Origin of the sequence: Psychrobacter sp. JB385 (assembly GCF_900163785.1) — a bacterium.
Lineage (GTDB): Bacteria > Pseudomonadota > Gammaproteobacteria > Pseudomonadales > Moraxellaceae > Psychrobacter.
This window is the reverse complement of record NZ_FUKN01000012.1, coordinates 182,692-196,454: the sequence shown is the minus strand read 5'-3', so window position 1 is coordinate 196,454 and position 13,763 is coordinate 182,692. Positions and strand designations below refer to the sequence as shown.

Here is a 13,763-nt window from a genome sequence, read left to right as displayed (position 1 = left end):
CTTTGTAGCATTGAAGCGGATAAAAAATTCATAAGAGGTCAGCTTAATCATTAAGCTGACCTTTTTTATTAGTATCAGTTTTTTATTGCTGTTTGTCATTCGAGGATTCAAGTGACATAGGCAGGCTTGTACTTCTCAGTAAATAGCGTCATTATCCCTTTATTATGAGACAGATTGAGTGACGACGATGTTATATCTCTTGATAACGCAGCTGGGTTGGTTGGCTTTTACGGCTTTATTAATCGTGGTTGTCGCGTTATATAGTAGGATAAGTCAGCAAGTCAAGCAGCTACGCCGCGATGTGACCGCATTAAAAATAGAACTTGAACAGCAAAAAACGCGTGATACAACGTCTGCGCACGCTGACTTAGCTGATAAAAAAGATAGAGACGATGGCTATGTTGCAAACAATTACATTGATAACCCTTTTCTTAATCAACAAGACTTATCCGTAGATAACTCTGCTAAGCCGCCTACATGGCCACCATCTCGCCCAACCATTGCTACAACCGATCTTTCATCATCTACTTCTAGTGCTGATTCATTAGACAGCAGCTCGTTAATCACTACAAATACTCATGCAACAGCCACAGCAAAAAATAGAGAGCTGGCCTCGCCCATAGAGCCTGATGAACGCTCAGTGCCAATGGTCACATCGTTGATACATTCTATTAAAAATTGGTTTTTTGGTGGGAATTTAGTCGTACGGGTTGGCGTCTTGGTATTGCTGGTGGGTGTGGTGTTATTGCTACGGTTATTGAGCGAATATATTGAAATCTCCATTGCCACTAAGATCATGGCGATTGGAGTTGCAGGGCTTGGGTTGGCAGGTCTTGGCTATAAACTGACGGCCAAACGGTTTTCTTATGGCATCACCTTACAAGGCACGGGGCTCGCGATTGCTTATCTGAGTACCTTTTTCGCTTATAGCGTGTATCAGATTCTTCCAAGTATACCCAGCTTTATTGGACTCGGCGTATTGTCAGCTGTCACTATTGCATTGGCGGTTCGGCAAAACGCTTTTCCACTTGCGTTATTGGCATTGTCTGGTGGGTTTTTTGCCCCTATTTTGACCAGTGAAGATACCGGCAGCTTGGTAGTACTGTTCAGCTATTACCTTTTATTAAATGTCACGATCGCGGTGATTGCTCATTATCGACCTTGGAAAATATTGAATCTGTTTGGAGCGGGCGTAACCTTTGGGCTGGCCTACTATTGGGGCTTAAGTGAGGATTTAACGACGGTCATTCAATTACAGCGCTGGCCTTTGGTGCTGCTAGTCGCGTTACACTGGCTTCTATACCTCTTCGTCGTCATTCGCTACGCGCAGCAAATCATCAGCTATAACACCTTTAATGAATCTGCATTCAACAGCACGCATCAAGCCGATGAGCCAACAGACACCCTAAAAAATCGGACCAATGAACAGACGACGTATCTGTTTCCTATCGATACAGGCTTATTATTTTCGGTGCCTTTGCTTGCGTTTGGTTTGTTTGCAGCCTTACTAGACGATATTCCCAATGCTTTATCGATGACCAGTGCCATTTTTGCCGCTGTTTATTTTGGTGTGGGCTGGCTATTTATCAAGCGCAGTCAACGTTATGCCTTAATTACAGAAGGCATGTTGGCACTTGGGTTTGGGTTTTTAGCGTTGGTCGTGCCTTTGGTGCTCGATGCAGAATGGATTGCCTTTGGTTGGTCCATACAAGGACTGGCACTGGTTTGGTTTGGCAGGCGCTCATTACGCGCATGGTCCGTACTGTTTGGTCTATTATTGCAGCTGATCAGTATTGGCATGCTTGTGACGACAGCCGTATTTACGGGTAAAGATTATCCTGTATTGGCCTTAAGTATTTCGGCTCTCAGTTATTTGGCGACTGTCTTTATCTTACGTGCCAGCAACTCACCGACGCTATTTACCGTCAAATCTGACAACGTATCAGAACCTGCATCAGCCACCATCTCCACTTATGCTGACTCGTTAGGCATCAGCACACGTGCCGCTCACCAATGGTTGCACTCAATCGACAGTCAAAGCCAAGTATTCAAATTTGTGTGGCACAGCCCTAGAGTGATCTCATTTTTGACTTTTACAGCAGTGGTATGGATGCTATATGTTTTGATGATTGATTGGGATCATTGGTTTGATATTTGGCAGTCCACAACCACGCTGATGGCGCTAGCCGCGCTAATGAGTCTGTCTGCTTATTGGCTGATTGATCGGTATCAATCATGGTCAGAGGTTAGACATCTGAGCCGCGCGTTATCATGGCTGTTTTATGCGATGTTGGTGCTACAGCTACCACAGAAGTTTGAGTTTGATTTACATTGGATAATGGCAGAATGGCTGGTGTTTGCGGTCCTAGTAGCTGGCTGGTTGATTGTCGGTCAGCTTTGGTTAAAGACGTGGCATGCTGCTGGTGATATATCTCGTTATTCTGAGGCAAGTTGGCTTGGCACAGGGATTTTATTAATCGCTGCTACTGCGCATTATGGCCTACCAGATTCTGATGGCGTGATGGCTCTCTTGTTTTCAGCGGCACTCATATTATTGGGATTATGGTTCAATCATCGTTATCTCAGTCAAAATGAAGAAAATATATCGACTAATAAAGTGTCGGAACAAGGTCTGCTGTACTGGTTTAACTGGCAACAGGCCCTATTCAACTGCGCGGCTGTTTTCACTCCGATAGCGCTACTTTGGGTCATTATCACCAACTGGTCGTATGACGGTGTGATTTGGGATTTGCCCTATTTCCCACTGTTGAACTTATATGATGTCACCTCGTGGCTGGTACTCTTGACTGGTTTTGGTTTGTACTACTTGTACCAACATCGCCGCGCTGATCCTTTAACTGCCTCAAATACGGTTGCCAAACGCCAGCAAATATTAACCACGGACAATTTACTCATTGTCTTGGGATCAATTAGTTTTTGGCTGATCTCTAGTATGTTAATACGAACGCTGCATGCCTTTATCGGTACACCTTTATGGGACGGTGCTCAGGGCGGCGCTTGGAGTAGCGAGCAAGTTCAGACGGGACTGACGATTTTATGGACACTTCTCGCACTGGTTGCCACCATTATCGCCAGCCGCTACTGGCAGCGCGCACTTTGGTTTATGGGGATTGGGCTACTCGGCATTGTCGTGCTCAAACTGGTCTTGGTCGATTTATCACAGACCGAGGCGATTTGGCGAGTGATATCTTTCCTTGGCGCAGGTAGTTTGATTCTGCTCATTGGTTATTTGGCACCACTACCACCCTCGCACGATGAAATAACGAATAAGACGTAACCATAACCTGATCACAACCTCACATGAGGGTTAAGTGAAATTATGCCGTGAGCAATGTGGTTCTGTAGTAAACTGGACACCATTAGAAAGTAAACGTTGATTGTTTTACTTTTAGCATTTTTTATAAAAGGTTATGAAAGCAGATGGATAAGAGAGCAAGTATTCAGTGGTTCCCTGGGCATATGAACAAAGCCCGTAACGAAATCAAAGAAATCATGCCGCAGATGGATGTGGTCATCGAGGTTATCGATGCGCGCATTCCTTATAGTAGTGAAAACCCAATGGTCGCAGCCCTGCGCGGCGAAAAACCTGTTATCAAAATCCTGAATAAAGCTGACCTTGCCGATCCTGAGTTGACTCAAGCATGGATGGATTATCTCGAGCAGCAAGATGGGGTCAAAGCCATTGCTTGCGATACTGAAAAAGCCAATGACGTAAAACGCATCATCGCCATCTGTAAGCATCTCGTACCCAATAAAGTCGGGACTGGTCGCCAAATCAAAGCCATGATTATGGGTATTCCAAACGTAGGTAAATCTACGTTGATCAATACGCTAGCAGGACGCGCTGTGGCGAAGACGGGTGATGAGCCAGCCGTGACCAAGTCGCAGCAGCTGATTAAACTTGACGATGACATCATGCTCTATGACACGCCTGGTATGCTATGGCCAAAGGTTGAAAACGAAAACTCTGGCTATCGTCTAGCAGCGACAGGCGGTATCCGTGATACCGCTTTTGATTTTGCTGATGTGGCAAGTTATACGGCTGAATATCTAATGCAAGCATATCCTGAACTGCTAAAAACCCGCTATAAAATTGAAGAACTACCAAAGACCGATTGGGAGTTTTTTGAAGTGGCTGGTCGTAATCGCGGCTGTGTACGTTCGGGCAACCAAGTCGATACCTACCGCATGTCTGAGATTCTCATCAACGAGCTGCGTAGCGCGAAGATTGGGCGTATCACGCTTGAGACACCCGCTATGATTGAAGCGGAAGAAATCGTCGTCGCTGAACAACGCCTTGCCGCAGAAGAAAAAAGAAAGGCCAAGGAAGAAGAGAAGCGTCTACGTAAAAAGCGTACACGTCAGAATCGGAAGTAAACTCATTATTAATACAGGCTACCATGAATCCATCAATACCATCTGCTAAGACTATTCAAATTTATCTGCCAAAAGGTAATCCTCGCGGATTACGTTTGGCTGAAATGACAACTCGTACAGTGCGTTTGATTGAAATTCCCCGCATTCATATTAATGACTTTTTTGCGATGCCAGATGCCAATCAAGTTGGTTTGTATTTTTTAGTAGGTGATAGTGAAAGTATAGATAAAACGTTGCTTTATATCGGTCAAACTGGCGATTTAAAAAGAAGGCTAAATCAACACAGTGAGAAGAACTTTTGGACGCGAGCTTTTGTCATGCTCTCAACCAATAATACTATGACTCAAACTCATGCTTTATATATGGAACATAAAGCCATCGCCACAGCTGTTGAAGTTGGGCGCTACGAAATAAAAAACGGTAATAATGGCAACCTCCCACATACTCCCGAACCATTAAAAGCCGACTGTGAAGAACTTTTTCACACTCTTGATGTATTATTATCCACATTAGGGCAACCTATTTTTGAGTCTTTAAGTATTAGTCATTTTAATAATAAGAATGTGAATACTGTTGCCTCTGCCTCTTATGCTAATCAAGTAGCAATACAGACTGACAAAATCCCTCATTATCCTGAACCTATATTATTTTATTGCAAAGCAATAGATGCTGAGGCAAAAGGGTACTATAACGATGATGGTTTTGTAGTATTAGCAGGTTCGTTATTACGTAAAAAGCAAATAAATTCAGTAGGAAAATGGGGAACTCGTAAGCAAGAAGAGATGATAAATAGTAATCTTTTAGTTGAGTATGATGGTAAGTCTTATAAACTCAAGGAAGATTACCTCTTTAAGACACCGAGTGGTGCAGCCCAGATAGTTACTGGACGCAATGCTAACGGTTGGTTGGTATGGAAAAATGAAGCTGGTCAAACTTTAGATAGTGTTTATCGCTAACAGAGTAACTATGTTAGCAAACTTGCCATTAATAACCTCCTACTTTTCGACATCGTTAAGTAGTTATTTTTATTATGTTATTTAATAGAATCACATCAAAGTTGGGTCGTAGCAAATACGTATATCAGGTATAATTGGTTACCTTCAAAAAACCAAATAATAAAGCCTATGACCCAGCTAACTGCCAACTCAAACGCTACTCCGTTAGACATAATTTTCAGTCACCCCAACTCTTCCCTCAACACCTTCGCCCCGCGCCTTCTCGATTGGTTTGCCGAAAATGGTCGCCATGATTTGCCGTGGCAACAGCACCAAACCGATACGCCTAATCCTTATATCGTATGGCTATCAGAAGTCATGCTCCAGCAAACGCAGGTTACTACCGTACTGCCCTACTTTGCGCGGTTTATGGACACGTTTCCAACCGTACAAGATTTAGCCGCAGCGGAATGGGATTTAGTTGCCGAGCACTGGGCAGGACTTGGCTACTATGCACGTGCGCGTAATTTACATAAAGGCGCGAAGCAATTGGTCGAAGTGATTGATGAAACGGGCGAATTTCCGCAAACGCTTGCAGGTTGGGAAGCGATCTCTGGCGTTGGCCCATCGACTGCGGGCGCGATTATGGCAATGGGATTGCATCGTTATGGCGTCATCTGCGATGGCAATGTCAAACGGGTTCTAACACGTTGGGCAGCCATCGACGGCGATATTACCAAATCCGCCACGACCAAAGAATTATGGGCATTAGCAGAACGCTTGACCCCAATGGAGAATTCAGGACTATTTGCACAAGCTATGATGGACATGGGCGCGACGTTATGTACGCGTAGCAAACCTGCTTGTCTATTATGTCCATTACAAGAGGACTGCTTGGCACATGCCGAGGGACGCGAGACTGATTATCCCGTCAAAGCAAAAAAACAGCCCAAACCGAGCAAGTTTAGTGATGCGTTGCTTATTGAAAGCATAGACGGTGACATACTATGGCTACAACGCACTGATAATGGGATCTGGGGCGGACTGTGGAGCTTGCCATTACAGTTTGTAGAAAAAGTTGACGGTAAAGCAAATGGTAAGACTGCTACTAAAAAATCAGGAAGTAACGAGGATAAGCCATCAGGTGATGTACGCAGTAATGAAAAAGTCTACGAGGCAGAATTTACCACAGCTGAGCAAATTATCAATGAATGGCTGATAGAAAACGACTTAGTCGCCACATCGACCAGTCGCACATTACTGGATGATGACCCTATTAAGCATTCACTCACGCACTTTCATTGGTATCTGACACCGCGGAAACTGACGGTTGATACGGCAAAAATAACCGAGCTGAATAATAAATTGGCAGCGGCTGATGTCGCTTTTAAATGGCTTGACGAACAAAAAGCGCGAGACAGTTTGGGTCTGCCTCGCGCGATGGAAAAGATTATTGAGCGGTAAACAGTTCTATCCAAAGATATGTTACATCTATATATGGAAGTCATTTATGAGCAAGCCTAAAAAGATTAAGGACAATCCTTCGATTGCTAAAATAACAAATCAAATGGAAAGTATAGAGGCTCTATATAAGATATCTCCAATTCTAAAAATATTTCTTCCGAAGATAAGTAAGGCTTTTGATAGTTTTCCTGAAATCAAAAATCAAGCTAAAATCTTTGAAGTACCTGATAAATTTAACGAGCGATTTTCAGAATTGGGTTGGGTTGCTTATGAATCAATGAGCTTAGAAATTATGAAGGAAGCTATTACTAAATATGATACTGAAGGTGTAAAAGTCGCTGAGCAGTTTCTTACTGATTCATATGATGCCGATTGTCTAAAATGGGGAGTACTTAAGTTACAAGGTAATCAAGAGTTTCGACGTCGTATCCGCCTTATTGAACTTGCAAAAGAAGATTACTTAGCAAAACGTTATCACGCTTGCATTCCTCTACTACTTAGCTTGCTTGATGGTATTGTGAATGAAATTTCAAAGCATGTTGGTTTTTTCGCCGACTCAGCAAACATGACAGTATGGGATTCTATGGCTGCACATGAGACAGGGTTACAAGTAGTAGCATCTCTATTCACTAAAAGTAGAAATAAAACTAATGAAGAGGCTCTTACTACTCCTTATAGACATGGGATTCTTCACGGTAGAGAGTTAGCTTTTGATAATAAATTAGTAGCAGCGAAAGTTTGGGCAGCACTTTTTGCGACTAGAGATTGGGCAGATGCATTAATAAGCGCTAAGAGTTCTAGTTCAATAGAAGAAAAAAGTTGGAAAGAAGTTTTAAATGATTTTGTAGAAACCCAGCGACAAAAGAAGCTAATAGAAAGTTGGAAACCACGTTCAAATGAGAACATCGCCTATCTTCCATATACAGGAAAAGCAGAAGAATTACCTTTGAACACTCCAGAACGCACAGTTGCAGAATTTATCGAAAATTGGATAAATGGAAAATATGGGTTATTAGCCTCATCGCTTGTGTATTTTTCTGATAAATCTGAAGGGAAAAAATCAGGACTAGCCAGAAAGGATTTCGGAAATCACATACCTTTATCATATAAACTAATTTCTATTGAAGATAGAGCGGCAGCCATAACTTTTGTAATAGTTGAATTAGAATTTGAAGACAACAATCAGAGAATTAGTAAAACAGTTAACGTACTAACTAATTATTTAGATAAAGAAAATAACCCTTTGGTTAGAACAGAAGATGATGGTCAATGGAAAATCATGCAAAGCTCTTTCACAAGTATCTTATATGCCCCTCACCTTTAATAGAGAAATAATAAGTCTGTCTTAATGTTTATAATTAAGACAGACTTATTATTCAAAGAGAAATCTAAGACTTCGGCACACGCAAACGCATCAAACCTTCTTGTTGTACGGTAGCAACCAGCTTGCCATTTTGCCAAAACTGTCCGTGATTGAGCCCTTTAGCATTAGAAGTTGTATCACTCCACATGTCGTACAGCATCCAACCGTTCAAATCAAAATTGCGATGGAAATGCATCGAGTGATCAATACTGGCCGCTTGCAAACCACTGGTCATAAAGCTCACGCCATGGGACATTAATCCTGTGCCGACCAGATAAAAATCCGATGAAAACGCGAGAAGTGCTTGTTGAATAGCAACGGGCTGATTGCCCAGCTCACGAATACGCAACCAGTTGGCTTGTTTGGGTTTCATAGGCTCAGGATGAATCGGGTCACGCGGTTTGACTGGTTTAATCTCCACATGGCGACGACGCATAAAACGCGCTTTGAGCGCATCTGGCACTTTACCCACGTATTCTTCTTTTAAATCCTGCTCTGCCAGCAAATCTTCGGGCGGCGGGTAGACAGGCATATCTTCTTGATATTCAAGCCCCTCTTCCATCGGTGAAAACGAGGCAATCATCGAAAATATGACTTGCTCCACTGGTGGTTTGCCGCGTGCTTCTTTGTATTGAATCGCCGTCACTTCACGCGCTGACAGGCTGCGACCATCTCGCAATCGGCGCACTTGATAGATGACAGGCTGATTGATATCACCACCACGCAAAAAATATCCATGCAATGAATGACATGGCTTGTCTTGATCTAGCGTATGCGCTGCGGCCATCATCGCTTGGGCGAGTACTTGTCCGCCAAAAATACGACTGCCAACATAGTCATGGCTTTTACCCTCAAAAACATCGGGGGTCACTTCAATAAGCGCTACCGTAGCAAGCAGCTCATCAATCAGTTGCGAATAATCGGACATGACGATATGTTTCCTTATTTTTATAAAAAACGCACAGCAGCTATCGATATCAATAAGGTTATGATATTGCGACAGATCCGTTGCGTTTGAATTTACAATAATATGAAATCACTTGTTAAAGCACACAAGTGAGATTTTAGAACAGAAAATACAGTCATAGCAGTGCTATCACTAAGCATTCATTACCTAGGTATGTGTTACAATTTGGCAAGGTAAACATCTTACCCAATATTGGTGGCTTTGACTAGAGACTAAGCGCTTACTTACAAGTATCACTCGATTTATTTAATGGCGCTGATACAAAACGCCCTATTTACGTTAGTGAGATGAATAATAAAAAACGAGATGTTTGATGACATCTCGTTTTTTTGTTTTAAGTTTACGGTTTTACGGCGACCAATACGCGAATAGAATCTGGCACTAAGGATAAATTACCAAGCGCTTGCTCACCCTGGGCTTTTAGCTGCTCTAGACGCTCAATCTCTTCAGGGCGTACGTTAGGATTGATGGTTTGCAGATGCTTGAGGCGTTTGATTTCACGTGACCATTGCTGGCTAAAACGCGCGCTTGCCTGTGCGCCAATCTCTGTTAATTGCTCACGAGCAATGTCTTCGGCTTCATAATAACGCTGCTCAATCACGTCGCCACGCACTTTAATCACTTGGCGCGCGCGGTTTTTATCCAAACGCTCAATGTGCGGCATAATCATGTCAGCGCTGATACGGGCTGACAAGTCACTGCCCTGCTCACTGATAAAGACGCGAATGTTTTGCGTGGTCAAGGTCGCTGGCAGATTCAGTACTTTTGGTGCGATGGCTTCAACACGGAAGTTCACTTCTAGCAATACCATGCCTTGTGGCACCGCCGCACTCTTTAGCATGGCAACCGTGGTATTACCAAAGGTGCTGGTGCTCGCCAGCTCATAGATGGCACGCATCAATGGATGCTCATGCGTGATAAAGTCAATATCTTCACGCTGTAACGCTTGCTCACGCTCAAAAGTCAGCGTCATGCCATCTTCGTCACCCAGTGGCAAGCCATCGATATAATCACTGATCTCGGTGCTATCAATCGGGGCAATGACCCATGAGCCATCACGTTGAATATTGTGATCGATATTGGCTGAGGCAAAGAAGCGCTCGATAAATTGCGGCAATAGATTGTGACTGTCAAAATCACGCATGGCATCAGCGATACGCCCTGCAACGCGCGGACGGCAAGAATTGTATTCAAGCAGACGATCACGGCCAGCTTGTAGCTGAGCTTCTAGCCCCAAACGTGTCTGTAGCGCCTCTGCAATCACATTTTGTAAGGTGGTGCGATTGTCATCAGTATCCGTACCCTCAAGCATTGGCTTCAACTCTTGGATATACTGCTCTTGCACGCTTTGGGCAGTCGGTGAAATCTGATTAAACATATTCAGCGCATCGTTGTACCACTGGTACAAACGCTCTTGCGCCGTGCCTTGTACATAAGGCACATGCAGCATGATTTGCTGTGTTTGCCCAATACGATCTAGGCGACCAATACGCTGCTCTAGCGTGTCTGGGTTGGCAGGCAAATCCCACAATATCAGCTGGCTTGCAAACTGAAAGTTACGACCTTCAGAACCAATCTCTGAGCACAATAATATCTGTGCGCCTTCGCTATCGGCGAAGAACGCAGCCGCTTGGTCACGCTCAAGCAGAGTCATTTGCTCAGTAAAGATAGCTGTCTTAATGCCGGCATGTAAGCGCAACACGGCCTCTAAACTCTCAACCGTTGCGCCACTACGCGCAATCAATAATACTTTATTGTGTTTGAGGTCGCCTTTTAAGATGTCAATCAACCAAGGCACACGTGGATCATCTTCTAACCAGCCGCCATCAGGCTGATTCTCTTCGCCCCATAGCTGCTCACGCAATTTGCCATTGGTTTGATAACTGTCTCTCCATGCGTCGGGCAGTGGCAGCGGATAAGGCTGACTGCTACGCCCATAAAAGCCTTTTACACTCTCACGCGTATTGCGGAACAAAATACGGCCCGTACCATGACGATCGAGTAACTCATTCAGCGCATAAGTACGCAATTTTTCATCGTCGTTGATGGTGGCCAGCTCATCCAGATTAATATCCAATAAGCTACTTAAGGCTGTGATTTGACCGTCGCTCAACGGCTTATCTTCTATCAATACGCCAGCGACTGCCGCTGTTTCAGCAAATGCTTCTTGACCATCGATGAACTCGTCGAGATCATCAAAACGATCAGGATCAAGCAGACGCAAACGGGCAAAGTGACTTTGCGCGCCAAGCTGCTCAGGGGTCGCGGTCAATAGCATGACGCCCGGTGTCTCTTCTGCAAAGTCCGCAATCAAATCGTATTTGTCGTTGCCGCCTTGCGCTTCATCCCAATGCAAGTGATGCGCCTCATCGACCACCAACAAATCAAACCCAGCATCCATCGCTTGGTCATATAGATCAGGATGGTCAAGCAATAGATCCATACCAGCGATGATACATTGCTCAGTGGCAAAGACGTTTTGTTCAGGATCGTGCTCTTTGATCGCAGCAGTACGTACCAAATCAAACAACGCAAAGTTCAGATTAAAACGGCGACGCAGCTCAATCATCCACTGATATTGCAAACTGTCTGGTACAAGGATAAGCACACGCTCAGCCTTGCCTGTCAGTAGCTGCTGATGAATAATCAAACCCGCTTCAATGGTTTTACCAAGGCCAACTTCATCGGCTAGCAATACACGTGGCGCGATACGTTTGCCCACTTCATGCGCGATATAGAGCTGATGTTCGATAATATCGACGCGTGCGCCCATCAACCCTTTTAACGGATGACCAGCGAGCGCTGATTGCATACGCAAGATATCTTGACGCAGCTCGTACCAATCACCACGCTCAATACGACCTGCGAGCAGACGCTCAAGCGGCTTTGCTAGCGTAATATTGGCTGCCAGACGGGTCTCCATGATGCCTCTTTCGTGCTCATCGACACCGTACTTGAGTACGCCCATGACTTCGTCAACCGCATTGACTGTATAGCATTTGCCGTCTTGGTCATAAATGCTGTCGCCAATTTTGAACACCACGCGTGATAAAGGCGCAGAGTTTTTGGCATAGACGCGTGTCTCTTCACTTTGAGGAAATAAAATATGGACACATCGGTCGTCTACATCGATGACCACACCCAAGCCCAGCTCGGACTCCGTATCAGATAAATAACGTTGACCAACGGCGAATTCGGTGCTGTGCAATGAAGCAATAGAAATAGTCATAGGGCGATGTCTTTTGTACTCAGATGATAAGAAAATAAATAGCGATGGTGGCTATAATATGGCTAAAGTGATTCACGCAGCACTGCATCAAAAATCGAATGCGTGATACGCTCACATAAAACAAACCAGCCATTAAACCGAACCATTATATAACGTTAGCGGCTAGATGAGTGCGTTAAGTTGAATTTTCAAGAGAGGGCTTACGATAGCCATTGATATTATAAGATATTTAGCAGATTCGGTTTTGACTTAAACCTGACTAAGATAAGATTTGATCAAGCTAATATTTCACTAAGCTAAGATTTCACTAAACATTGTCACGTGCTACATTAAGACGCTCAATGTTTTCAATATAAATTCAAAACAATAACTGAGGATGACGCATGCAAGCGGTTTTTTTAGACAAAGGCACTTTTTCTGATGGCATTGACTTGCCTGCACCAGCAGGAGTAAGCGATTACATCACTTATAACGACACGCCAAAAGACACGAATACCATTATTGAGCGTTGTAAAGATGCTGATATCATCATTACCAATAAAGTCCAAATTGGCGCTGACGTCATCGAAAGCTTGCCCAAGCTCAAGCTCATTCAGCTGACAGCCACTGGCATGAACAACGTCGATCAAGGCGCTTGCGACAAGCACAATGTCGCACTTTACAATGTCGCTGGGTATGCCGTCAAAAGCGTCCCTGAGCATACCTTTATGCTGATGCTGACTGCGATGCGTGCTGGTATTCATTATCATCAAAAAGTCGCTGATGGCACATGGCTTGCCAATGGCAATTTTTGTCTGCTTGATATTCCGCTCATAGATTTAGAAGACAAAACGCTTGGTATTATTGGCGTCGGCACCATTGGCAAACGCGTCACTGACATTGCGCGCGCTTTTGGTATGACCGTCTTATGGGCCGAGCATCAAGGGCAAACGCCTCGTAACGAGGACTATACCGCATTTGATGACGTCCTTGCCCGTGCCGATGTCCTTACTTTGCATTGCCCATTGAATGAAAAAACCCAGCATCTGATTAATAAAGACACATTGGCAAAAATGACCAAAAAGCCACTTATCGTTAATGTGGCGCGAGGCGGAGTTGTGGATAGCCAAGCACTGACTAATGCCATCAACCATGAGCAAATCAGCGGTTACGCCAGTGACGTATTTGAACAAGAGCCAATCGCAAATGATGATCCGTTACTCACCCTTGCCAATCATCCACGTGTGATATTTAGCCCGCACAATGCTTGGGGCAGCAAAAGCGCGCAAGAGACATTATGGCAAATATTGAGTAAGCAAGTGACTGATTTTATTGATAAGCAGTCGAAATAACTGATAGCCGCAGCCTTAGATACTTGGCTGTGGCTAGGTCAATACAGCATTAGATTGGGATAAAAGGAATGAGCAG

At 44.1% G+C, this 13,763-nt stretch carries 8 protein-coding genes; 6 read left to right on the top strand and 2 right to left on the bottom strand.

Translation table 11 applies throughout. From position 1 onward, the window contains the following. Positions 1-187: 187 nt before the first annotated feature. The 5 genes from CZ794_RS07205 (at position 188) to CZ794_RS07185 (ending at position 8,121) form a co-directional block, all read left to right on the top strand. Positions 188-3,298, top strand: a complete 3,111-nt coding sequence (locus CZ794_RS07205; protein WP_087040954.1) for a DUF2339 domain-containing protein — start codon at positions 188-190, stop codon at positions 3,296-3,298. 143 nt (positions 3,299-3,441) lie between these two features. Further along, the gene (ylqF, locus tag CZ794_RS07200) at positions 3,442-4,398 is read left to right on the top strand and encodes a ribosome biogenesis GTPase YlqF (protein WP_087040953.1); all 957 of its coding nucleotides are present in this window, start codon (positions 3,442-3,444) and stop codon (positions 4,396-4,398) included. Between the two features lie 23 nt (positions 4,399-4,421). Further along, complete coding sequence (locus CZ794_RS07195) at positions 4,422-5,354, top strand: GIY-YIG nuclease family protein (RefSeq protein WP_087040952.1); 933 nt, start codon at positions 4,422-4,424, stop codon at positions 5,352-5,354. A gap of 168 nt (positions 5,355-5,522) precedes the next feature. Next, positions 5,523-6,797 (top strand): A/G-specific adenine glycosylase, encoded by a 1,275-nt coding sequence (gene mutY / locus CZ794_RS07190; RefSeq protein ID WP_087040951.1) that lies wholly within the window; start codon positions 5,523-5,525, stop codon positions 6,795-6,797. A gap of 46 nt (positions 6,798-6,843) precedes the next feature. Beyond that, positions 6,844-8,121 (top strand): hypothetical protein, encoded by a 1,278-nt coding sequence (locus tag CZ794_RS07185; protein WP_087040950.1) that lies wholly within the window; start codon positions 6,844-6,846, stop codon positions 8,119-8,121. 64 nt (positions 8,122-8,185) lie between these two features. Here the strand turns inward: CZ794_RS07185 and CZ794_RS07180 are convergent, their stop codons facing one another. After that, on the bottom strand, positions 8,186-9,088 hold the full coding sequence (locus tag CZ794_RS07180; protein ID WP_087040949.1) for an acyl-CoA thioesterase II: 903 nt from the start codon (positions 9,086-9,088) through the stop codon (positions 8,186-8,188). Between the two features lie 379 nt (positions 9,089-9,467). Beyond that, positions 9,468-12,356: an RNA polymerase-associated protein RapA gene (gene rapA / locus CZ794_RS07175; protein ID WP_179207270.1), complete on the bottom strand. Its 2,889-nt coding sequence runs from the start codon at positions 12,354-12,356 to the stop codon at positions 9,468-9,470. Between the two features lie 383 nt (positions 12,357-12,739). On the opposite strand from rapA, the gene CZ794_RS07170 reads away from it, so the two are divergent. Next, positions 12,740-13,687, top strand: coding sequence for a D-2-hydroxyacid dehydrogenase (locus CZ794_RS07170; protein ID WP_087040948.1), 948 nt, complete (start codon positions 12,740-12,742; stop codon positions 13,685-13,687). The last annotated feature ends 76 nt before the right edge of the window (positions 13,688-13,763 follow it).

Bases quoted from the DNA above. Each gene is read 5' to 3' on its own strand.
- CZ794_RS07205 (WP_087040954.1), top strand. From the start codon at position 188: ATGTTATATCTCTTGATAACGCAGCTGGGTTGGTTGGCTTTTACGGCT.
- ylqF (WP_087040953.1), top strand. From the start codon at position 3,442: ATGGATAAGAGAGCAAGTATTCAGTGGTTCCCTGGGCATATGAACAAA.
- CZ794_RS07195 (WP_087040952.1), top strand. From the start codon at position 4,422: ATGAATCCATCAATACCATCTGCTAAGACTATTCAAATTTATCTGCCA.
- mutY (WP_087040951.1), top strand. From the start codon at position 5,523: ATGACCCAGCTAACTGCCAACTCAAACGCTACTCCGTTAGACATAATT.
- CZ794_RS07185 (WP_087040950.1), top strand. From the start codon at position 6,844: ATGAGCAAGCCTAAAAAGATTAAGGACAATCCTTCGATTGCTAAAATA.
- CZ794_RS07180 (WP_087040949.1), bottom strand. From the start codon at position 9,088: ATGTCCGATTATTCGCAACTGATTGATGAGCTGCTTGCTACGGTAGCG.
- rapA (WP_179207270.1), bottom strand. From the start codon at position 12,356: ATGACTATTTCTATTGCTTCATTGCACAGCACCGAATTCGCCGTTGGT.
- CZ794_RS07170 (WP_087040948.1), top strand. From the start codon at position 12,740: ATGCAAGCGGTTTTTTTAGACAAAGGCACTTTTTCTGATGGCATTGAC.